The 22,164-nt window shown below is 65.3% G+C and carries 20 protein-coding genes; 2 read left to right on the top strand and 18 right to left on the bottom strand.

All coding sequences use genetic code 11. The features are described 5' to 3' along the window. Positions 1–13: 13 nt before the first annotated feature. Positions 14–1,030, bottom strand: coding sequence for a MerR family transcriptional regulator (locus tag ACSQ8Y_RS00575; protein ID WP_436264526.1), 1,017 nt, complete (start codon positions 1,028–1,030; stop codon positions 14–16). Beyond that, the gene (locus ACSQ8Y_RS00580; RefSeq protein WP_436264527.1) at positions 1,027–1,998 is read right to left on the bottom strand and encodes a class I SAM-dependent methyltransferase; all 972 of its coding nucleotides are present in this window, start codon (positions 1,996–1,998) and stop codon (positions 1,027–1,029) included. The genes ACSQ8Y_RS00575 and ACSQ8Y_RS00580 overlap by 4 nt, the downstream gene beginning before the upstream one ends. Here ACSQ8Y_RS00580 and ACSQ8Y_RS00585 point away from each other — a divergent pair. Further along, complete coding sequence (locus ACSQ8Y_RS00585) at positions 1,997–2,767, top strand: hypothetical protein (RefSeq protein WP_436264528.1); 771 nt, start codon at positions 1,997–1,999, stop codon at positions 2,765–2,767. The genes ACSQ8Y_RS00580 and ACSQ8Y_RS00585 overlap by 2 nt on opposite strands. Continuing rightward, positions 2,764–5,037, top strand: coding sequence for a hypothetical protein (locus ACSQ8Y_RS00590; RefSeq protein ID WP_436264529.1), 2,274 nt, complete (start codon positions 2,764–2,766; stop codon positions 5,035–5,037). Before ACSQ8Y_RS00585 ends, ACSQ8Y_RS00590 begins: the two co-directional genes overlap by 4 nt. Before the next feature lie 4 nt (positions 5,038–5,041). Here the strand turns inward: ACSQ8Y_RS00590 and ACSQ8Y_RS00595 are convergent, their stop codons facing one another. The 16 genes from ACSQ8Y_RS00595 to ACSQ8Y_RS00670 form a co-directional block, all read right to left on the bottom strand. Further along, positions 5,042–6,073: a DNA-3-methyladenine glycosylase family protein gene (locus ACSQ8Y_RS00595; protein WP_436264530.1), complete on the bottom strand. Its 1,032-nt coding sequence runs from the start codon at positions 6,071–6,073 to the stop codon at positions 5,042–5,044. Further along, on the bottom strand, positions 6,070–6,972 hold the full coding sequence (locus ACSQ8Y_RS00600) for a DMT family transporter (protein WP_436264531.1): 903 nt from the start codon (positions 6,970–6,972) through the stop codon (positions 6,070–6,072). The genes ACSQ8Y_RS00595 and ACSQ8Y_RS00600 overlap by 4 nt, the downstream gene beginning before the upstream one ends. 95 nt (positions 6,973–7,067) lie before the next feature. Beyond that, positions 7,068–8,090 carry an XdhC family protein gene (locus tag ACSQ8Y_RS00605; RefSeq protein ID WP_436264532.1) on the bottom strand — a complete coding sequence of 341 codons (1,023 nt, stop codon included), beginning with the start codon at positions 8,088–8,090 and terminating at the stop codon, positions 7,068–7,070. A 37-nt stretch (positions 8,091–8,127) separates the two neighbouring features. Continuing rightward, on the bottom strand, positions 8,128–8,562 hold the full coding sequence (locus ACSQ8Y_RS00610) for a surface-adhesin E family protein (protein ID WP_436264533.1): 435 nt from the start codon (positions 8,560–8,562) through the stop codon (positions 8,128–8,130). Continuing rightward, a complete protein-coding gene (locus ACSQ8Y_RS00615) occupies positions 8,562–9,704 on the bottom strand; it encodes a M48 family metalloprotease (RefSeq protein WP_436264534.1) in 1,143 nt (380 codons plus the stop codon). The genes ACSQ8Y_RS00610 and ACSQ8Y_RS00615 overlap by 1 nt, the downstream gene beginning before the upstream one ends. Positions 9,705–9,713: 9 nt before the next feature. After that, positions 9,714–10,163, bottom strand: a complete 450-nt coding sequence (gene dut / locus ACSQ8Y_RS00620) for a dUTP diphosphatase (protein WP_436264535.1) — start codon at positions 10,161–10,163, stop codon at positions 9,714–9,716. An 83-nt stretch (positions 10,164–10,246) separates the two neighbouring features. After that, entirely contained in the window at positions 10,247–11,467 is a 1,221-nt protein-coding gene (gene coaBC, locus ACSQ8Y_RS00625) for a bifunctional phosphopantothenoylcysteine decarboxylase/phosphopantothenate--cysteine ligase CoaBC (RefSeq protein WP_436264536.1), read from the bottom strand. A gap of 14 nt (positions 11,468–11,481) precedes the next feature. Continuing rightward, on the bottom strand, positions 11,482–11,994 hold the full coding sequence (gene lspA, locus ACSQ8Y_RS00630; RefSeq protein WP_436264537.1) for a signal peptidase II: 513 nt from the start codon (positions 11,992–11,994) through the stop codon (positions 11,482–11,484). A gap of 98 nt (positions 11,995–12,092) precedes the next feature. After that, on the bottom strand, positions 12,093–14,966 hold the full coding sequence (gene ileS, locus ACSQ8Y_RS00635) for an isoleucine--tRNA ligase (protein ID WP_436264538.1): 2,874 nt from the start codon (positions 14,964–14,966) through the stop codon (positions 12,093–12,095). A gap of 66 nt (positions 14,967–15,032) precedes the next feature. Then, on the bottom strand, positions 15,033–16,010 hold the full coding sequence (locus tag ACSQ8Y_RS00640) for a bifunctional riboflavin kinase/FAD synthetase (protein WP_436264539.1): 978 nt from the start codon (positions 16,008–16,010) through the stop codon (positions 15,033–15,035). A 204-nt stretch (positions 16,011–16,214) separates the two neighbouring features. After that, entirely contained in the window at positions 16,215–17,438 is a 1,224-nt protein-coding gene (locus ACSQ8Y_RS00645; RefSeq protein WP_436264540.1) for a tetratricopeptide repeat protein, read from the bottom strand. A 68-nt stretch (positions 17,439–17,506) separates the two neighbouring features. Continuing rightward, a complete protein-coding gene (locus ACSQ8Y_RS00650; protein WP_436264541.1) occupies positions 17,507–17,935 on the bottom strand; it encodes an ExbD/TolR family protein in 429 nt (142 codons plus the stop codon). Positions 17,936–18,004: 69 nt separating this feature from the next. Then, positions 18,005–18,430, bottom strand: coding sequence for an ExbD/TolR family protein (locus ACSQ8Y_RS00655; RefSeq protein WP_436264542.1), 426 nt, complete (start codon positions 18,428–18,430; stop codon positions 18,005–18,007). A 5-nt stretch (positions 18,431–18,435) separates the two neighbouring features. Continuing rightward, positions 18,436–19,353 (bottom strand): MotA/TolQ/ExbB proton channel family protein, encoded by a 918-nt coding sequence (locus tag ACSQ8Y_RS00660; protein WP_436264543.1) that lies wholly within the window; start codon positions 19,351–19,353, stop codon positions 18,436–18,438. A gap of 83 nt (positions 19,354–19,436) precedes the next feature. Beyond that, a complete protein-coding gene (locus tag ACSQ8Y_RS00665; RefSeq protein WP_436264544.1) occupies positions 19,437–20,096 on the bottom strand; it encodes an energy transducer TonB in 660 nt (219 codons plus the stop codon). A gap of 495 nt (positions 20,097–20,591) precedes the next feature. Next, on the bottom strand, positions 20,592–22,130 hold the full coding sequence (locus ACSQ8Y_RS00670) for a SpoVR family protein (RefSeq protein WP_436264545.1): 1,539 nt from the start codon (positions 22,128–22,130) through the stop codon (positions 20,592–20,594). Between the last annotated feature and the right edge of the window lie 34 nt (positions 22,131–22,164).

The following is a 22,164-nucleotide window of genomic DNA, read 5'->3' on the forward strand; positions in this document are numbered from 1 at the left end:
GTCTTGGCGCGGATCAAGGGGCGGGCAGCGTGGCGATGGCGGTGCGGAGGTAGGCCAGCAGGGCGGGCGTCATCCAGGTGCCGGAGAGCAGGACGGGCTCGGCTTCGTGGGCGCGGCGGATTTTGTCGCGGGTGGCGGGGTCGGCGCCGGCGTGGCGCTGGAACAGGGCCAGCCACTGGCGCGCCAGCGCTTGCGTGGCGGGAGCGTCCGGTTGGGCGCCGGCTTGCATCTGCGCCTGCACGGCCGTGATCAGGCTTAGCCACTCCTCCGTCTGTTTGCCGCTGTGCTCGCGCATGTGGGCGAGTTCGCTTGCGTCCAGGTAGTTGGCGTAGATGGAGAGCTTGAAAGCGCTGAAGGCCTGCACGACGTAGTGCCGCAGATCGGGCGCGATGCCGCTGTGCCGGCCGGCGGCGGCCTGGTCCGCCATCATCGCGTTCAGGCGGCGCGCGAAATCGGGATTGGATGCCGTGTCGCGCTCGAGCATGGACATCCATTGCCGCGACAGCGCCTGCGCTCGCGCGCTGTCTGCCGGCGCGCCTTGCGCCATCAGCGCGCGCACCTGCGCCACCAGCGCTGCCCACTCGCGCTGCGGGCCGCTGGCGGCCAGCGGCAGCGCGGCCAGTTCCTCTTTGCTGAAGTATTCTTCGTAGGTGGCCATGCGTTCCAGCGCCGACAGCCAGTCGCCCAGTCCGGGTTGCTCGCCCTGGTCCAGTTGCCGCTGCAATTGCGCCAGCTGTTCGCGCAGCGCGGCGGCTTGGGCGATCTGGCGGTCCAGTGCGGCGATCTGCTCGCCGACGAGGCCCGCCAGCGGCGCCTCCGGCCGCGCCAGGAAGGCTGCAATGTCGGCCAACGCCATGCCGAAGCGGCGCAGGGCCTGGATCTGGTGCAGCCGCGCGACATCGGCGACGCTGTACAGGCGATAGCCGGAGCCGGCGCGCGCGGACGGCTTGAGCAGGCCCAGGCTGTCGTAGTGGTGCAGCGCGCGCACCGTCAAGCCCGACCGCCTGGCCAGTTCGCCGACGCGTATCATGGCGCCGCGCCGCCCACGGTGGCGCGGATGATGCCGGTGGTGCCGGCCAGGCGCAGCTCGTCGTCGCGGCCGGACAGGTAAAGCCGCGTCAGGTTTTCGCGGTTGAAATGCTCGACCGCGCCGTAGCCCATGCCGCGCAGCAGCGCTTCCAGTTCCGCAGGCGCGAAATTGCTCTTCCACGGTTCGCCCCCTTGCGCGAGGGTGGCCGTGATCGCTTCCATCGCCGCCCGCTCCCGCGCCTCCAGCAGTTCGGGCGCGATGGCGAAATCGAACACGACGCTGCTGCCCGCCGCGCAGGAGGCGATGTAGCGCAGGGTGCGCACCACGTCGTCCTTGCCGAGGTAGAGCGTGACGCCCAGCCAGCTGAAGCAGGCCGGCGCGCCCGCATCGAAGCCGGCCTGCGCAAGGCCGTCGGCCAGCGTGGTATCGCTGAAGTCGAGCGCGACGTAGCGCAGCGCTTCGGGTATAGCGATGCCGGCATCGGCAAGCCGCGCGCGCTTCCAGCGTTGCGTTGCCGGCAGGTCGACCTCGAAGACGCGCGCCTGCACGGGCAGTTCTTCGCGATAGGCGGACGTGTCCAGCCCCGCGCCGAGGATCACATGCTGCATCGTGCCGCGCTGGCGGGCCTCCAGCCAGGTGTCTTCGGCCAGGCGGCTGCGGATCACGAGGACGGTGCGCAGTGCGGTCGTGAGCGGATCGCGGAAGCGCTGCGGATTGCTGCGCACCTCGGCTTCCCGTTCGGCACCGGCCACGCGCAGGGCGAGCGGGTCGTCCAGTATCAGCGGCGCATCCAGCAACTGGTGCGCGGCGCGCAGCGTGGCGACCATCAGGGCGCTGGGTTTGGGGCTGTCTTCCTGCATGTTGATCCTTTCGAGGTCATGGAAAGGATAGCCTAAAGCCTCACGCAGCGTCAGGGTCAAGCGGGCGGAATGCAAATGCGGGCGGCTTTCCATTATGATATCCGCCATGCAACGCTTCCTCATTCTTCTGTTCGCCTGCATCAGCTGCGCTGTTCTGCGGGCGGATGTGCGCGCCGGCGACGCGGTCCGCCATCCGGCGCTGGCGCAGCTGCCCGCACATATGCTGTGGGCCTGGGAACGGCCCGAGGACATGCGCTGGCTTCCGGCCGACGTGGGCGTGGCTTATGTGGCGTCGACAGTACTGCTGCGCGGCGAGGAAGCGCTGGTGCATCCTCGCGTGGCGCCACTGATGCTGGCCGATGGCGCGGCCACGGTGCCGGTGCTCCACGTGGACGCGTCGTGGCGCGTGCCGCCCGCGCTGAACGGGCAGCAGGCCGCGCGCATCGTGCAGGAACTGCTGCGCGTGGCGCAGCGCGGCAGCCGCAATGTGGTGCAGCTGGACTTCGAAGTGCGCCGCTCGCAGAGGCCTTTCCTGGCGCGGACCATGGCCGAAATCCGCCGCCAGCTCGATCCGCGCATCGCACTGTCGGTCACGGCACTGGCGTCGTGGTGCATGGACGATGCCTGGCTGCCCGGCGGCGTGGCCGACGAAGTGGTGCCGATGGCTTTTCGCATGGGCCAAGGCCGGAACGACTTGCGCCGCCGCCTGCGCCGGCAAGGTTTCGTCCAGCCCTACTGCCGCGACGCAGCCGGCTACGCCAGCGATGAACCGGCGCTGCGCGGCCTGGCCGCGCGCGGCTATTACTTTTCTCCCCGTCCATGGACTGCCGCCAGCTGGCAGGCCATGCAATCCGATACCTTGTCCGCTATCCCATGACACGACTCTCCAGACTCCCTTCCTTCGTGGCCGCCGCGCTGCTCGCGGCGCTGCCTCAATACGCGATATCGAGCGGCGGCGACGGCTTCACAGCCAACCGCTTTGCATCCGAATACCAGGTGGCGCCGGGCGTGCTGGCCCAGTTCGCCGGCGGCAAGCTGGGCGTGCTGCCTGGGACTTATTGGCGCATCTACCAGTACCTGGCCTACCAGGCGGCGAAAGGACGCCCGCTCGCGCCGCAGCAACTGGCCGCGCTGGAGCTGGACCGCTGGCACGTGGGCAAAGGCAGCGATTGGGACTACAGCTATGAGCCGGAGAAGAACGGTTCCGGCGCCTGGCTGAAGGAGCGTGCGGCATACGCGAAGCAATGGGGCCTGGCCGCCGACGTCAAGCTTGATGTGATGGGCGATATCGACAACGCCAGCTATGTGAACTGCCATGCCGACGCGTTCAGGCAGGCGGCATTGACGATGAAGGCGCGCGCCCAGCTGGCGGGCAGCGCGGCCGCCGGCGCCGGCGGCAAGGCCGATCAGTGGCACAAGGCCTGGCTGCAAGGACAGGACGCGGTGTTCGCGAACTGCGCGGAACCGCCTTACCAGTACGGCAAGCCGCAACCGAAGCGCGTGGCGCAGTTGCCGCCCGCAGTGCCGGCCAACGCGCCGGACTGGCTGAAGGCCGACCAGGCTTACCAGACCGCCGCCGCGCATTTCTACGCACGCAATTTCGACGCGGCGCGCAAGCAGTTCCTGGCCGTGGCGCAGGACGCGAAGTCGCCCTGGCATACGCTGGGCGCCTATCTCGCCGCACGCAGCCTGATACGCAGCGCCACGCTGGAGCAGGACGGCAAGGCGCCGGACCGCGCGGCCAAGCTGGCGCTGGCGCGCAAAGAACTGGAAGCGCTGGCGCCCACGTACGCGCCAGCGAAGCAGATGGTCACGCTGGTCGATGCGCGCCTGGACCCTGTCGCGCGCATCGCGGTGCTGGCGCGCAGGCTGGAGCAGGAGCCGTTCAACGCGGAGACGCCACGCTTGCTGAGCGACTACCTGGTCCTGCTCGACAAGCAGCCGCGCAGTGCGATGATCGCGGCGCAGGAGCCGTTGACGGCCTGGATAGGCAGCATGCAGGCCGAAGCGCCGCTGGACCTGTATGAAGACGCGCACGGCAAGGACGTGCAGCAGGCGCGCGTGCAGGCGCTGTCGGCCTTGCGCCAGCGCTGGCTGAAGCAGGGAGACCCGGTATGGCTGGCGCCCCTGTTCACGCTGGCCCATGCCGGCGAGGCGAGCGAGGAGGAGAGAAAGGCCGCGGCCGCCGTGCCCGCGAAGCATCCGCTCTACCTCACGCTGCAATACCATCTGGCCCGCCTCGCCCTGTCGGAGAAGCAGGCCGCGCAGGCCGACAAGGACATCGACCGCGTGATGGCCAGCCACGGCAAGGCGATGTCGGCCGCGACGAGCAACCGTTACCTGGCGCTGAAGATGATGTCGGCCGCCACGCTGGACGCGTTTTTGCAGGCGGCGCCGCGCAAGCCGGATCCGGTGGAGGCGGGTGCGGCTATCGACAGCGCGCCCGCGCAGGGCGACATGGACGACGACTTCGGCCGCGCCGTGTTCCGCTACCTGCCCGCCAGTGAAATGAAAGCCCTGCATGCGCATCCGCGCTTGCCCGCGGCGTGGAAAACGGCGCTGCAGGAAACCATGCTGGCGCGTGCCCTGATACTGGACGATGAAGCGACCGCGCTGTCCTTGCTGGACGCCGTGGCGCAGGGCCGCAAGACTACCGAGCATCTGTACGCGCGCTACCGCGAGGCCGCCAGCGGTGCGGAGCGCAAGCTGGCCGGCGCGCTGATACTGGTGAACACGCCGGAGCTCAATCCCACCGTCATCGACGCGCAGGGCAACAGCCGCCGGTGGGGCTGCCGCGAGGGGGCGCCGGAGCGGAGCGAGGGCGAGCCGCAGTATCCGCCGCGTTACCTGTCTCCGGAACAGTTGGCGGCTGCCGGCAAGGAGCAGCAGGTTTTCCTGAAACTGCCGCTGCGCACCGAGTTCATCGCGCCGACGCTGCTGGCGTGGGCGAAGCAGAAGCCTGCCGACGAGGAGGCGGCCAAGGCGCTGCATTTCCTGATCGCGTCGACCCGCATGGAGTGCCCGTACGGAACCGACAAGGAGGAGAAGGACCAGCTGCGCGCGCAGTATTCACGGGAGGCGTTCAACCTGCTGCACAAGCACTACCCGAACAGCAAGTGGGCCAGGCAGACCAAGTACCACTTTTGAACGCTCAATCCTCGGCGCGCGGGTGCAGGCTGGCCCACAGGTGCGCCGCCGCCATGGTGCGGTGGGGGGCATAGCGCTTGAGGATTTCCTCGGTGCGCGGCATGTCCGGCTTGCTGTCCTCACCGAGCAGCGCCTGCAGTGCTGCGCGGATGGCGACGTCGCCGTGCAGCGAACAGTCGGGGTAGCCGTAGCCGCGCAGCAGGCCGTAATTGACGGTCCACGGGCCGATGCCCTTGACCGCCAGCAGCGCCTTGCCGATGTCTTCGATGCTGTTGCCGGGGCCGGGCGCGAGATCGAGTTCGCCGCTGGCGACCAGCGTGGCGAAACGCAGCAGGGTTTCGGCTTTGGCGCGCGAAAACTTGCGGCTGGTGAGCTCTTCCACTTGCAGGCGCGCGGCAGCGGCGGCGTCCGGGTAGCACCACAAGCCACTGCTGTGCTCGGTGCCGGCCTGCAGGATGAAGGTACGGCGCAGCGAGATGGCGAAGGGCAGGTTGATCTGCTGGCCGATGATGGCCCAGGTCAGCGCTTCGAACACGGTGGCCGACTGTACGATGCGCAGGCCGGGCTGGCGGCGCGACAGCTCGCCCAGCAGCGCGTCGCCGGACGCGAAATCGAGGAAGGGTTGCGGATCGATGCGCAGGCCGAGCACATTGAGCACGGCGTCGCGGGCCTGCGCGGCCAGGGCGGCAGGCAGGGCCGCCGGGGGCGCGGCGGCGGCCCGGGTTCCGCCTGCCGCGTGCGGCGCCGGGATCCGGTGTGCCGGCTGCGGGTCGGCGAGCACGGTGTATTCGGCGGCGGCGGGCGTCAGCGCGATATCCAGCACCAGCGGCACGCCGTCCATGACGACGCCTTTGCGCAGCCGCTCGGGGCTGATCTGCTCTGCCACGCTTTCGGCGTCGCGGCTGTGGAAGGCGAGGACATCGTGCAGCCGGTAGCCGTCCGGCAGGGCGATACGCTGCGCCGTGTACCGGCCCTCGTGCTCCTTCTCGTGCTGCTCTTCGTGCTGCTCCTTGTCCTGGTCCTTGTGCCGCATCACGTGCTGCTTCCTGCGGAGGCGGATTTGCGCAGCCAGCCCAAGCTCGGCTTGAAACCCGTCACCAGCGCGGTGCCGACGATGACGATGGCCGAACCGGCTATCGTGTACCAGCCCACCACTTCATCCAGGAACACGGTGCCGAGCAGGATGCCGAACAGGGGGCTGAGGAAGGTGACGGTCAGCGCCGAGGTCGGGCCGACGTCGCGGATCAGGCGGTAATACAGCAGGTAGGCCACGCCGCTGCACACCACGCCGAGCGCCAGCGCCGCGCCCATGATGCCGACGGTTGCCTGGCCCGGTTGCGGGAAGAAGGCCAGCGCAGGCAAGGTCAGCAACGAGGCTGCCCACATGCTGCCGTGCGCGTTGGCGAAGGGATCGACCGCCTTGGCCGACTTGGCGTAGGTGCTGGCAATGCCGTAGTTGAAGGCGGCGAACAGCGCCGCGGCGATCGCCAGGCCGGCGCCTTCGCGCGAGCTGCCGTGGTCGAAGCCGACCAGCAGGGCCACGCCGCCGGTGCCCATCGCGAGGCCCAGCATGACGCGCGCGGATACCATCTGGCGGTGCCACACGGCGCCGATGACGGCGCCCCAGATCGGCGCGGTGGCGTTCAGCACCGCCATCACCGAGGCGGACAGCGTGCGCGCGGCGTAGGCGTACAACAGGAAGGGCAGGGCGGAATTGAAGAAGCCGAGCACCAGGTAGTGCTTCCAGTTCTGGCGCAGGGCTAGCGGTTTTTTCATCAGCAGCGCCACGGCCAGCAGGAACAGCGAAGCGAACACCACGCGGTATTCGATCAGCACCGCAGGCCCGAGCACCGGCGCGGCGATGCGCATGAAGAGGAAGGAGCCGCCCCATATCGCGGCAAGCAGGATCAGGCGCAGCAGGTTGGCAGTGCTCATGGCGCTCCAGTAGGCGGTGGTGGTGTGCTGGCGCCAGTGTGCGGGAGGTGTGCGGCCGGCGCCAGCCGAATCTTGCTTTTGAATTGCTGTTGAATTCAGGTCACGGCGCAGGCGTTGGGGGCGTCTTGCGCCGACGGCGCTTCGGGCGAGGCGGCGTGCTTGACCTGCATGGTGGCCGGCACGCCGTTCTTCACCGCCGTCATCTCGGCCAGGATGGAGATGGCGATTTCGGCCGGGGTCTTGCTGCCGATGTAGAGGCCGATCGGACCGTGCAGCTTGTCGAGCTGCGCCTCGCTCACGTCGAATTGCACCAGGCGCTCGCGCCGCTTGGCGTTGTTGACCCGCGAGCCGATGGCGCCGACGTAGAAGGCGTCCGACTTCAGCGCTTCCATCAGTGCCAGGTCGTCCAGTTTCGGGTCGTGCGTCAGCGCGACGACGGCGCTGCGGTGGTCCAGGCGCATGTCCAGCACCAGGTCGTCCGGCATGGCGTGCACCAGCCGCACGCCGTCCACCTGCCAGCCGGCGCGGTATTCCTCGCGCGGGTCGCACACGGTGACGTGGTAGTCCATGGCGGTGGCGATCTGCGCCAGGAAGCGCGACAACTGGCCGGCGCCTATGATCAGCAGCCGCCAGCGCGGGCCGTGCTGCGTCACCAGTTCCCGGCCGCTCAGCTCGAGCACATTGCCGGCCGTGGTGGGCAACAGCGCGACGGCGCCGGTGTCGAGCCGCAGGCGGCGTTCGACCAGCTGGCGCTGCTCGAGCATGTCCAGCAGTTCGGCGATGCGGCTGTGCGCGCCCAGCGGCTCGATGGCCAGTTCGATGGTGCCGCCGCAGGGCAGGCCGAAGCGGTGCGCCTCGTCGGCGGTGATGCCGTAGCTGACCACTTCCGGCACGCTGCGGGTGATGCCCTGCTCGCGCACGCGGGCGATCAGGTCGTCCTCGATGCAGCCGCCCGAGACCGAGCCGACCACGCGGCCGTCGTCGCAGATGGCGAGGGTGGCGCCGATCGGGCGCGGGCTGGAACCCCAGGTTTTGATGACGGTGACCAGTTCGGCGCGGTGGCCGGCGGCCACCCAGGCGGCGCTGGTTTTGAGTACTTCGAGGTCTATGCTGTCCATGGCCATCACTATACTACGCCGTGGACATTCCGTTTTCTCAGCGCAGTTTGCGGCGGCAGACGTATCTGAATGCGTTGTCGGTGTGGCTGCCGGCGACCGGCACCTCGGCGTCGTACTGCTCGTATTTGAAGTTGCCGACCGCTTCGCCGCGCGCCATGGTGGCGGGGTAGAAGGTCTGCGCCAGCAGCGTGACGCTGTGGTCCCTGCAGGAGTACAGGTACTGGGCTTTGAGGGAGCGGTAAGTCTTGCCGTCGGCCGAGGTCTGCGGCTTGTGGTAGGACACCAGGGTCCAGGCTTTGCGGGCGCTGCCGGGGCCATCGGCGCCGGCGTCCACCTTGGCCACGCTGGCCTTGTCGACGTACAGCGTGCCCGCGCCGTCGCTGGCCAGCTTGCTCCATTGCGCCAGCCTGGCCGCGTGGGCAGGGCTGGCCAGGAGCAGTGCCGCCAGCAGGGGAAGGACGGCGCTGCGCATCACGGCACCAGCGGCTTCTTGCCTGCGATTTTGCCCTTGATGTCGGCCACGGACTTGTCGATGGCGGCCAGGCGGTAGGCGACACCGGGGTGCACCGCGGTGTAGCCGTTCAGCACCGTGGCCGGGTATTGGGTGGACAGGCGCTGCCAGAAGGGCTTGACGCGGTCGATGTTGTAGCCGGCACGGGCCAGCATGTACAAGGCCAGGTTGTCTGCCGCCGCGTCCATTTCCTGCGGCACGGCCTTGATGCCGGCGCCGCCGATCAGCAGCGAAAGGTCGGGCTTGGTGCGCACCAGGTTGTCTATCATGCTGCCGACCGTGGCGGCGTTGCGCATGCTGCCGGCGTGGCCCAGCACATTGTGCGCGATGTCCTTCGCCAGCACGTAGGCGATCGCCTCGTCGCTCTGGGCGAAGTTCACCATGCCGCGCGTGATCAGCACGCGCTGGCCGTCGGCGTAGGAATTGATGTTGTCGGAGTTGCCCAGGTGGACGCGGATGGCGCAGGCGCGCGTGACGGGCACGTTCAGCGTCTGGTTGCCGCCGTTGCGGGCTATCGTCATATTCAGCGTGGCTTGCTTGCCGACCAGCGGACCCAGCACTTCGGCGGCCTGCGATTCGGCGTCCGGGCCGCCTTGCAGCTGCTTGCCTTCGACCGCCACCAGGCCGTCGCCCTTGCGCAGGCCCGCGCGCGCGGCGCCGCTGCCGGCCAGCACGGAGCTGACCTGCAGCCGTTCGCCGTAACCCAGCACGGCGTGCGAGGCTTCCGAGTATTCGCCCGGGTAGGAGTAGCGGTTCTGCGCGGTGAAGCCGAGCAGGTTGCGCGCCTGGCCCTTGCACAGGTCCGCATTGTTGATCAGCAGCGGGGCGGACACGCGCGTCAGGCGGTCTTGCAGCGCGACCATGGTTTTCAGGGTTTCCTGCGCGGCCGCCATCCTGGGCGACAGCACCGGTGTGACCTGTTCGGCCGGCAGGGGCGTGGCGGACGTGGCCTGCGGGGCGCTGCTTTGCGGGGCGAACGTGGAGCAGGCCGACAGCAATGCCGCCGCGGCCAGTGCCGCCAGGCGGCTGGTTCCTGCCACCGTTGCCCGCAGCGCTTTCACCCGTATCGCCCCCGCCACCGCCTTGTTCGCCCTGCCTGCCATAAGTTTTCCTTAGTGTTTGCCCGTACTGCCGAAGCCGCCTTCGCCGCGTTCGCTGCCGCCGAATTCTTCCACCACGTTGAATCCCACCTGCAGGACGGGCACGATAATGAGTTGCGCCAGGCGCTCCATCGGATTCAGCGTAAACGCGTTGTGACCCCGGTTCCAGGTCGAAACCATCAGCTGGCCCTGGTAGTCGGAGTCGATCAAGCCTACCAGATTCCCCAGCACGATGCCGTTCTTGTGTCCCATGCCGCTGCGCGGCAGGATCATGGCGGCGTAGCCCGGATCGGCGATGTGGATGGCCAGGCCGGTCGGCACCAGCACGGTCTGGCCGGGCTCGATGACGATGGGCGTATCGATGCACGCGCGCAGGTCAAGGCCCGCGCTGCCCGGGGTGGCGTAGGCCGGCATCTGGTCTTGCATGCGCGGATCGAGGATTTTGACGTCTACAGTTTTCATGTTCAGGGACCGGTGTCATTCCCGCGAATGCGGGAATCTATACGCGCCAGGGGTTCCCGCATTCGCGGGAACGACATGCGGCGCTATTGGAATAAGGAGTGCTTGTCGATGCGTTTGGAGATTTCGGAAATCAGCTGGCGCGCCAGCGTGAGCTTGTCGGCGCGCGGCAAGATGGTGTGGCCGTTTTCGTCGAACAGGATGATGGTGTTGTCGTCCTGGCCGAAGGTCTGGTGGCCGATGTTGCCGACCAGCAGAGGGATGCCTTTCTTCTCGCGCTTGGCCGCGCCGTATTCGAGCAGGTTTTCGGATTCGGCGGCGAAGCCCACGCAATACGGATAGCCCGCCAGGTTGGTGCGGGTGGCAACGGTGGCCAGGATGTCCGGGTTCTGTTCGAACTTCAGGTCCGGTACCGTGCCGTCGCCTTTTTTCTTCATCTTCTGCGTGCTCGGATTGGCCACGCGCCAGTCGGCCACCGCCGCCACCGAGATGAAGACGTGCTGGCCGTCGACGGCCGACAGCACCTCGTCGTGCATCTGCAGCGCGCTTTGCACGTTGATGCGCTGCACGCCGAACGGCGTGGGCAGGGCGGTCGGGCCGGAGATCAGCACCACGTCGGCGCCGGCTTCGCGCGCGGCGCGCGCCACGGCGTAGCCCATCTTGCCGGAGGACAGATTGGTGATGCCGCGCACCGGGTCGATGGCTTCGAAGGTCGGGCCGGCGGTGATCAGGATGCGCTTGCCGGCCAGGACCTTGGGCTGGAAGGCGGCGATCAGTTCGGCCAGCAGCTGCTCGGCTTCGAGCATGCGGCCCAGGCCCACTTCGCCGCAAGCCTGTTCGCCGGCGGCCGGGCCGAAGACCTGGATGCCGTCGTCCTTGAGCTGCTGCACGTTGCGCTGGGTGGCCGGGTTCTGCCACATCTCCACGTTCATCGCCGGCGCCACCAGCAGCGGCACGCTGCCGGGACGGGCCAGGCACATGGTCGACAGCAGGTCGTCGCACACGCCGTGCGCGAGCTTGTAGATGAAGTCCGCCGAGCAGGGCGCCACCAGGATGGCGTCGGCGTTGCGGGTGACGTCGATGTGGGCCATGTTGTTGTCCACGCGCGGGTCCCACTGGCTGGTGTAGACCGGCTTGCCGGACAGGGCCTGCATGGTGACGGCGGTGATGAAGTGGGTGGCCGCGTCGGTCATCACAACTTGCACGGAAGCGCCTTCGCGCGTGAGCGCGCGGCACAGCTCCGCCGCCTTGTAGCAGGCCACGCCGCCGGACAGGCCGAGGACGATTTTTTTACCGGTCAATTCCATGATGCAGCTCCTGCTTACTTGTTTACTCTGCGCAGTTCATCGAGCACGAACAGCGCGGCGCCGATGCAGATCGCCGAATCGGCGATGTTAAAGGCAGGGAAGTGGCCGATGCCCTTCCAGTGGAAATCGAGGAAATCGACCACATGGCCATACAGGATGCGGTCGATCACATTGCCGATGGCGCCGCCCAGGATCAGCGCGAGCGCCCAGCAGAACATGCGCTGGCCGGCGTGCTTTTTCAGCAGGTAGACGATGTACAGCGCGGCGGCGACGCCGATGCCGGTGAAAAAGTAGCGCTGCCAGCCGCTTTCGTTGGACAGGAAGTTGAACGCGGCGCCCTTGTTATAGGCCAGCACCAGGTTGAAGAAGGACGTGATGGCCATCTCCTCGCCCCAGCGGAAGCTTTTGTTGATGGTGATCTTGGTGACCTGGTCGAGCAGCAGCACGATGAAGGCAATGCCCAGCCAGGGCGTCAGGCCGCCGGAGGAGGATTTGGTGGTGCTGAAAGTACGTTGTTTGGAGGCCATGGGAAACAGTGTAGGTGGATGCGTTGTCGTCCTTGCGCCGGCGGGGACCCATACTGAGCGCATTCAGCATGGGTCCCCGCCGGCGCGAGGACGACACCTTAGGCGAACTTGCGCTTTTCGCCGGCGCCAAACAGGTTGCTGTGGCAGCGGCCGCACAGCGTCGGGTGGTCGGCGTGGCTGCCGACGTCGGCGCGGTAGTGCCAGCAGCGCTCGCACTTGGCCGCGGCCGAGGCGGCGACAGCCACCGCTTCGTCGGCTTCCGCCGCCACTTCCACCGCCTTGGCCTGCGAGGTGATGAAGACGAACTTCAAGTCATCATCCAGGCTGGCCAGCAGCTTGTATTTGTCGCCCGAGGCCTTGATCTCCAGCTCGGCCTGCAGCGAGGAGCCGATGGCGCCCGAGGTGCGCAGGTCTTCCAGCTGCTTGGTGACGCCGGTGCGCACCGCGCGCAGCGCCGTGTACTTGGCCAGCAGGGCTTCGGCGCCGGCCACTTCCGGCAGGTCCCAGTAGGTCTGCGTGAAGATGGTTTCGTCGCTGGCCTTGAAGGCGTCGTCGCCGGCGAAGATCGCCCATGCCTCTTCGGCCGTGAACGAGAGCATCGGCGACATCAGGCGCAGCAGGCTTTGCGTGATGTGCCACAGCGCGGTCTGTGCCGAACGGCGCTGCTGCGAATCGACCGCCGAGGTGTACAGCCGGTCTTTCAGGATGTCCAGGTAGAAGCCGCCCAGGTCTTCCGAGCAGTAGTTCTGCAGCTTGGACACCACCGGGTGGAACTCGTAGTTCTCGTAGTGCTTGCCGATTTCGGCCTGCAAGCGGCCCATGTCGGCCACCGCGTAGCGGTCGATTTCCAGCATCTCGGCCAGCGGCACGGCGTTGGCCTTGGCGTCGAAGTCCGAGGTGTTGGCCAGCAGGAAGCGCAGCGTGTTGCGGATGCGGCGGTACGATTCGGTCACGCGCTTGAGGATCTCGTCGGAGATCGACAGCTCGCCGGTGTAGTCGGTGGCGGCCACCCACAGGCGCAGGATGTCGGCGCCCAGCTTGTTCGACACGTCCTGCGGCGAGACGGTGTTGCCGACCGACTTGGACATCTTCTTGCCTTCGCCGTCGACCACGAAGCCGTGCGTCAGCAGCGCCTTGTAGGGCGCGCCGCCGTTCAGCATGGATGAGGTCAGCAGCGAGGAGTGGAACCAGCCGCGGTGCTGGTCCGAGCCTTCCAGGTACAGGTCGGCCGGGAAGGTGCTTTGTTTTCCGTGCGAGCCCCGTCCTTGTGGTCCACCCAGCACCGTCTGGTGCGTGGTGCCCGAGTCGAACCACACGTCCAGCGTGTCCTTGTTCTTGACGTACATGGCGGCGTCGTCGCCCAGCAGGGTGGCCGGGTCCAGCGCCAGCCAGGCGTCGATGCCGTCCTTTTCGATCAGCTGCGCCACCTGCTCCAGCAGTTCCGGGGTGCGCGGGTGCAGGTCGCCGGTTTCCTTGTGGATGAAGAAGGCCATCGGCACGCCCCACTGGCGCTGGCGCGACAGGGTCCAGTCCGGACGGTTGGCGATCATGCCGTGCAGGCGGGCCTGGCCCCAGTCCGGGAAGAAGGTGGTCTCGGCTATGGCTTTGAGCGCGGTCTGGCGCAGCGTAGGGCCGCCATCTTTCGGATGCGCGTCCATGCCGGCGAACCACTGCGAGGTGGCGCGGTAGACGATGGGGGTCTTGTGGCGCCAGCAGTGCATATAGCTGTGGTCGAACATCTTCAGCTCGAACAGCGCGCCTGCTTCGCGCAGAGCGTCGCAGATCGGCTTGGACGCTTCCCAGATGGTCAGGCCGCCGAACAGCGGCAGGGTCGGGATGTATTTGCCGTCGCCCATCACCGGCTTCAGGATGTCGTCGTCCTTCATGCCGTGCGCCTTGCACGAGATGAAGTCGTCCTGGCCGTAGGCGGGCGCCGAGTGCACCACGCCGGTGCCGCTCTCGGTGGTCACGTAGTCGGCCAAATACATCGGCGACAGGCGATCGTAGAAGGCGTCGCGCGCGTGCAGCGGGTGCTTGAAGCTGATGCCCGCCAGGTCCTGGCCCATGCAGGTGCCGATGGTGGTGCCTTCGAGCTTGTAGCGCGCCAGGCAGGACTCGACCAGCTCTTGCGCCAGGATCAGCAGCAAGGGCTGGCCGTCGCGCTCGGTCTGCACCAGCGCGTATTTGACTTCGGCGTGCACGTTCAGCGCCTGGTTGGACGGGATGGTCCACGGCGTGGTGGTCCAGATGACGATGAAGCCGTTCCGGGTCGGCAGCGCAGCCAGGTCGAAGGCCTTGGCCAGCTTGTCGAATTCATGGAAGGCGAAGCCGACGTCGATGGCCGGGTCGCGCTTGTTCTGGTATTCCACCTCCGCCTCGGCCAGCGCCGAGCCGCAGTCGAAGCACCAGTTGACCGGCTTCAGGCCGCGGTAGACGTAGCCCTTCTCCAGCAGCCGGCCGAGGGCGCGCAGCTCGTCGGCCTCGTTGGAGTAGTTCATGGTCAGGTAGGGATTCTCCCATTCGCCCAGCACGCCCAGGCGGATGAAGTCCTTCTTCTGGCGCTCGACCTGCTCGTGCGCGTAGGCGCGGGCCTTGGTCAGCACGTCGGCGGTCGGCAGGTTCTTGCCGTGCAGTTTCTCGATCTGGATTTCGATCGGCATGCCGTGGCAGTCCCAGCCCGGCACGTAGGGCGCGTCGAAACCGGCCAGCGAGCGCGATTTGATGACCATGTCCTTGAGGACCTTGTTGACGGCGTGGCCGATGTGGATGTCGCCGTTGGCGTACGGCGGGCCGTCGTGCAGCAGGAATTTCGGGCGGCCGGCGGCGGCCTTGCGGACGCGGTGGTAGAGCTTCTTCTCCTGCCAGTCTTTGACCCAGTTCGGCTCGCGCTTGGCGAGGTCGCCGCGCATCGGGAACGGGGTTTCGGTCATGTTGACCGGATACTTATTTGCTGCCTTCTTGTTGTCGGACATAGCTATCTTCAAGTGTGTGTGTCGGTGACTGCCTGGTGCTTGCAGCGATGGGCTGCGCCGCGGGAGTCACTCGGTCGGGGGGGAGATGACGGCGCCGCTGCGCCTGGCGAACCAGGCGCGCGCCAGTTCGGCGTCGCGGTCGATGGCCGCGGTCAAGGTGGGCAGGTCGATGAACTTTTCCTCGTCCCGTATCTTTTCCAGGAATTCGACGCGCACCTTGCGGCCGTAGCAGGACCGGGCGTAGTCGAAGATGTGCACTTCGAGCAGGGTGCGGCCGGCGTCTTCCACGGTCGGGCGCACGCCCAGGCTGGCCACGGCGGGCAGCGCCGCCCCGCCTTCGTCCAGGCCGTGCACCTGCACGATGAAGATGCCGCCCAGCGCCGGCCGGTGCGGCACGCGCAGGTTGAGCGTGGGGTAGCCGATGGTGCGGCCCAGCTTGGCGCCGTGGATCACGTGGCCGGAAATCGAATAGGGGTGGCCCAGCAGCTGTTCGGCGTGCGCGAAGTCGCCCTCGGACAGCGCCGAGCGCACCGCCGACGAGGAGATGCGGTGTTCGCCGTTCATCACGGTGGGCAGGGTTTCGACTTCGAAGCCGTAGTGCCGGCCCGCTTCGATCAGCATCTGCACATTGCCGGCGCGGCGCGCGCCGTAGCAGAAGTCGTCGCCCACCATCAGCCACTTCACGTGCAGGCCTTCGACCAGCACCTGCTCGGTGAATTGCTGCGGCGTGAGCGAGGCGAACGGCGTGCTGAAGTGTTCGACGATGACGCGGTCGATGCCGTTCTTCTCCAGCGACTGCAGCTTGTCGCGCAGGTTGGCGATGCGGGCCGGGGCTTTGGACAGGTCGCCGGCCTTGTGCGCGAAGAACTCGCGCGGGTGCGGCTCGAACGTCATGACGGCCGCCTCGAGGTGCAGGCGGTCGGCGGCGGCGCGCACCCGTGCCAGCAGCGCCTGGTGGCCGAGGTGGACGCCGTCGAAGTTGCCTATCGTCAGCGCGCAGGGCGCGCGCGCCGCTGCATTGGGTAGTCCGCGAAATACCTTCATGGGAATCTGGAGCGAAAAACTGGGCTAAATGGTGGATTATACGGACTGTTGGCAGGATTCACATAAGGAAACACAGGGAAACACCGCGGAAACGCGGCGCGGGCGCTGCGGCGCAGCATAAAAGCCGCCCGACAAGCAAAAAAGCGCCGCGGGCGGAGGCCGGCGGCGCTTGCTTTTCCCTGGCGGGAGCTTACTGGCGGGAGCTTACATCGGGCGGTTCAGCTGCATGATGTTGTAGCGCGCCAGTTCGGCCTCGCCTGCCGTGCCCTTGACCGCTTTGAGCGTGTTCAGCGCGGCCGCTTTCTTGCCGGCGATGGCTTGCGCCTGGCCGTAGTGCAGCTTCAGCTCTTCAGGACGGCGCGCGGTGCCGAACTTGATGGCCTGGTCCATCAGTTTCAGGCCGGCGTCGCCCTGGCCTTCGCTGACCATGGCGTAGCCCAGGTTGGCCAGGCCGTCGGCGTCCTTGTTCTTGATGAGCTCGGCTTCGGCGGTGGCGCGGTTCTTGACCGCTTCGGCAGCGGTCTTGACGGCCAGGTCTTTCAGGCGCTGGTGGCGGCCGGCGTCGGCGCCGGTGCCCAGCAGGCCCTTCTTGTAGCCCTGGTCGATCACTTTGAGCGCCTCGGCCGGATTGGCCACTTGCAGCGCCAGCTGGCCCATTTCCATGTAGTCGTTCGGCTTGGCCAGCAGGCCCAGCGCCAGTTTCAGGCGCAGCAGGTCCAGGTTCAGCGTGCTCGAGAAGCCAGGCTTGCCCACCACGCGGTTCAGCAGGTCGGCCCAGTAGCTCGTTTTCGGGTAGCCGGAGGCCAGTTTTTCCAGGGTCGCGACGTAGCCGGCCTTGTCATTCTGTTTCAGCTGGATGTTGGCCAGCATCTGCAGGTTGCCTTCGGACTGCTTGCCGCCCGCTTGCAGTTCCTTGGCCGCCTCGGCGTACTTGCCGCTGATGTAATAGGTCTGGACCAGCAGGTCGTGCATCTGCGCGTCGCCCGGGCTGTCCTTCAGCGCGCGCTGGATCCAGGTGATGGCTTTCGGGTAGTCCTTGACGCGGTAGTACATGCCGGCCAGGGCCTGGGTGAATTTTGGCGCTTCCGCGGCGGACAGGCGGCCGGAATTGACCACGGCCTCGAACGCGCGGGCGGCGGTGTCGTTGTCGCCGGCGGCTGCGGCCGCCGAGGCGCGCACGCGCTCAATCTGGTATTTCTCGAATTCGGACTTGCCACCGATCGCGTCGGCTTCCTTCAGTTTGGCCAGCGCTTCCTTGTGCTTGCCGGAGCTCGTCAGCTTCTGTGCTTCCTGCAGCGGCTTGCCGACGGCAGCGCTGACCGCGTCGGCAGCGTAGGCGACCGAGGTCAGGCCGGTCAGCGGAGCGGCGGCGGTGAAACCAATGGCGGCCATCACCAGGCCGATGTGAGCGAGACGAAACTTGGTCATGAGGAAGTATTCTTTCTGTAAAAACGCAATAGGCAGGAAGCCCTGCCTATTGCGAAAAATAGTACGGATTACTGGAACTGTTCGTTGCCGACCAGACCAATCTTGGTCACACCCAAGCGCTGGGCCGAAGCCATCACGCCTGCCACCGATTTGTACGACACCAGCTTGTTGGGGCGCAGGTGCACCTCGGGCTGGTCAGCTTGCGCTGCCACGGCGGTCAGTTTCGATTCCAGGGTAGCGCGGTCAGGAACAACCTGGTTATCCCACAGTATCGTACCGTCGAAGTCGACGTCTATCGTCACCACAACCGGTTCCTTGGTAGGCGGCGGCGGGGTGCCGACCGGCATATTCAAGTTCACCGAGTGGTTGGCTTTTGGAATGGTGATGATCAGCATGATGATCAGTACCAGCATGACGTCGATCAGCGGCGTCATGTTCATTTCCATCATTGGTTCGGGATCCGCGCCTGCGGCGGGCGAACCGACATTCATACTCATGGTGTTTCCTTTGTCGAAGGTGACTGGACCAGCCCCGGCCTGGTTGCCGGCCGGGGCATAGCGGGGTGTTTAACCCCTGTCAGGCGGTTCGGTGATGAAACCGACCTTCTGGATACCAGCACGCTGAGTCGTGAAGATCACCCGGCCGATGGACTCGTACTTGGTTTCTTGGTCACCGCGTACGTGCACTTCCGGCTGAGGCAACTTCACTGCCTCTTTTTTCAGAAAATCGAACAGCTCATTCGTGTCCGCCATTTTCTTTTGATTCCAGTAGATGTCGCCATCCTTGTTAACAACGATGTTGACGTCTTCCGGTTTGGTCTGAATCACCTGGTTGGTCTCTTCCGGCAGCTTGATCTTCTGCAGTTTGAGAACGACCGGGCTCGTAATCAGAAAGATAATCAGCAGAACCAACATGATGTCCACGAGGGGCGTCGTGTTGATTTCTGACATTACCTGATCTTCTCCGCTATCGGAGCCTACGGACATCGACATGGCTATTATCCAATCTTTTTAGCGCCGGCTGCGCGGCCAGCTTCGCTGGTCGACATCGCGCCGGAGATCAGCACCGAGTGCACATCGGCCGAGAACGAACGCACGTCTTCCATTGCGGTCTTGTTACGGCGTACCAGCCAGTTGTAACCCAGCACGGCAGGAACTGCCACGAACAGGCCGAAAGCGGTCATGATCAGTGCTTCACCCACCGGACCTGCCACTTTGTCGATCGACGCGTTACCGGTCATACCGATGTTGATCAGTGCATTGTAAATACCCCAAACGGTACCGAACAGACCGATGAACGGTGCGGTCGAACCCACGGTAGCCAGGAAGGACAGGCCGTCTTGCAGACGCGACTGCACTTTGTCCACGGCGCGCTGGATCGACATCGTCACCCAGGTCGACAGGTCGATTTGTTCCAGCAGGGCGCCGTCGTGGTGCGCGGTGGCTTTCGTACCGGTTTCAGCGATGAAACGGAATGGCGAGCCATCGGTCAGCGATGCTGCGCCGGCGGCGATCGACGAGGCTTTCCAGAACTTGGCCGACGATTCCTTCGACTGCTTGAAGATCTTCATCTGGTCGATCAGCTTGGTGACGATGATGTACCACGAACCCATCGACATGATGGTCAGGATGATCAGGGTGCCACGGGAAACGAAACCACCGTTCCAGACGGCTTCGAAGCCGAATGGGTTCTCAACTTCTTCATGGCTTGCTGCTGGTGCTGCTGCTGGAGCTGCTGCGTCTGCTGCTGGAGCTGCTGGAGCTGCCGCTGCATCCGCTGGGGCCGCTGCAGGTGCCGAAGCGGCTGCCGAGGCAGGCGCGTCAGCCATGGCTGGGGCGCTGACCAGAGCGGTTGCTGCGGTCACCGAGAACAGCACAGCGGCCAGTACAGCGGACAAACGGGTATTCTTAAACATGCTTCCTCCAAATTGATAAAATAATCAGTTCGCCATAGCTTTTGAATGACAGCGAACTAAGGTGAGACAGGATAAGTCTCGATTTACTCCAGCGTCCAAACGTACTGCACTTTGGTCCACGTTTGTTCCGGCTTGCCGTCTACCATGGCAGGCTTGAACGGGCACTTGCCCAGACCATTTTGCGCCGCTTTGTCCAGGTCACGGAAGCCACTGGATTTCAAGACGCGCGACTCGACCACCCGGCCGTCCACGCCAATCAGGAATTCCAGGGTCACAGTGCCGGTTTCTTCGTTGCGAAGCGACGACTTAGGCCATTCTGGTTTGCAAGTGTTCAGGTCGAACTTTGCATCCACACGAGTTTGCTTTGCAGGCGGCGCCGGCGGTGCTGGCGGTGCGGCTGGTGCCGTTTTCTGCAAGTCGTTCGTCGCAGGCTTCACGTTGGTCGCGTTGGCGATCACGTTCTGCTGCGGCGGCGGCTGCTGCACGTTCACCTCAACCGGAGGAATGAAGGGCGGTGGTGGCGCTTTCATCTCTGGCGGTGGTGGCGGTGGCGGCAGTTCTTTCGGAGGAGGTGGTGCGACTTCCTCGATGATCTTGGTTTCAACGGGTTCGACCATTTTGGCGACCAAACGTTTGCCCAGACCCGACACGATCCCGTAAGCAACCAAGATGTGTAACAAGACCACGATGGTTATGCCAGTGAGATTCTTCTTGGCGTCCTTCTCGTTATGCGTGAAATTCATGCCTGCTTTCTCCAATACCAACTCTTTTGTACTACCTCGAACCCCGTTATGGCGACAAAAAGCTCCAGCCGGCATCCGGGACGTCGGCGAATTATACATACGAATTCCGCAATTTACATAGAATTTTGCTCCCTAAAACCGGTTAAATTTCATGTGCTTAGCGACCTTTTTCCGCCCACCGCTGCACCGTTCTGGCTCAAAAAGCAAGACTTCCCGGCACGATTTTGGGGAGAGTTTTTTCTCAGCTTCATGATGTTTATATTTTCGCCGAAAAACGGAATTTCATTACAAGTTTTGAGCTACCAGCAGTGCAATAATTCGGTGCGCACCGTTGCTAAGGTGCAACCGCAAGTGGCACTCTGCTATAAATACTATAGAAGAAAAAGGCGGACGGGCGCCCGTTAAGCTGCTCTTAAAAATTATTCTATCTATATGCGCGGCGCGGCGGGGGGCCGGACGCAAGGGGGACGGGGGCGCGGCGCCCCCGGGCGGTTTTCAACTGCCGCGGTTGCGCTTCTCACGCTTGACTTCCAGCGTGTTGATGACATTGCCGTGCGGATCGACTGTTTCCAGGTGGACGTCGAAGCCCCACAGCCGGGCCACGTGCTTGAGCACCTCGTTGGCCTGCTGGTTCAGCGGCCGGCGGTTGAACTGGGTGTGCCGCAGGGTCAGCGCGCGGTCGTCGCGCGTGTTGACCGACCAGACCTGGATGTTCGGTTCGCGGTTGCCCAGGTTGTACTGCTCGGCCAGCTGCTGGCGCACGTAGCGGTAGCCCATCTCGTCGTGGATGGCCGAGACGTTGAGCTTTTCGTTCTTGTCGTCGTCGAGCACGGCGAAGAAGTGGAACTCGCGTATCAGGCGCGGCGACAGGTACTGGGCGATGAAGCTTTCGTCCTTGAAGTTGCGCATGGCGAAGTCCAGCGTCTTGCGCCAGTCGCTGCCGGCGATGTCGGGGAACCATTCGCGGTCCTCGGCGGTCGGGTTCTCGCAGATGCGGCGGATGTCCGTCATCATCGCGAAGCCGAGCGCGTAGGGGTTGATGCCGCTGTAATAGGGGCTGTGCACCGGCGGCTGGTAGACCACGTTGGTATGGCTCTTGAGGAATTCCATCATGAAGCCCTCGGCCACGATGCCCTCGTCGTACAACTGGTTCAGGATGGTGTAGTGCCAGAACGTGGCCCAGCCCTCGTTCATCACCTGGGTCTGGCGCTGCGGGTAGAAGTACTGGCTGATCTTGCGCACGATGCGCACCATCTCGCGCTGCCAGGGTTCCAGCAGCGGCGCGTACTTCTCGATGAAGTACAGCAGGTTCTCCTCCGGCTCGGGCGGGAAGCGCGGCATCGGCTTGTCGACCTCCTCCTCGTCGCGCCGCGGCACGGTGCGCCACAGCTCGTTGATCTGCGACTGCAGATAGGCTTCGCGCTCCTTCTGCTTCTGCTGCTCCTGGAACAGCGACAGCTTGGCCGGGCGCTTGTAGCGGTCCACGCCGTAGTTCTGGATCGCGTGGCAGGAGTCCAGCAGCAGCTCGACCGCGTCGATGCCGTGGCGCTGCTCGCACTCGGCGATGTAGTTCTTGGCGAACACCATGTAGTCGACGATGGCTTCGGCGTCGGTCCAGGTGCGGAACAGGTAGTTGCCTTTAAAGAAGGAATTGTGGCCGTAGGCGGCGTGCGCGATCACCAGCGCCTGCATGGTCAGGCTGTTCTCCTCCATCAGATAGGCGATGCAGGGATCGGAGTTGATGACGATCTCGTAGGCCAGGCCCATCTGGCCGCGCTTGTAGCCCTTCTCGGTCGACAGGAAGTGCTTGCCGAACGACCAGTGGTTGTAGGACACCGGCATGCCGACCGAGGTGTAGGCATCCATCATCTGTTCGGCGGTGATGATCTCGAGCTGGTTGGGATAGGTGTCCAGGCCGAAGCCCTGGGCCACGCGGCGGATTTCCTCGTGCGCCTGCTCGATCAGCTCGAACGTCCATTCGGACTGTTCGGGCAGCGCGCGCGGATGCGGGGGGCGTTTGCTCATCTGGTTCATGTTTAGCCCTGCTTAATATAGAGAGGTCTATTTC

The organism is Pseudoduganella sp. LjRoot289 (assembly GCF_964252925.1).
Lineage (GTDB): Bacteria > Pseudomonadota > Gammaproteobacteria > Burkholderiales > Burkholderiaceae_D > Rugamonas.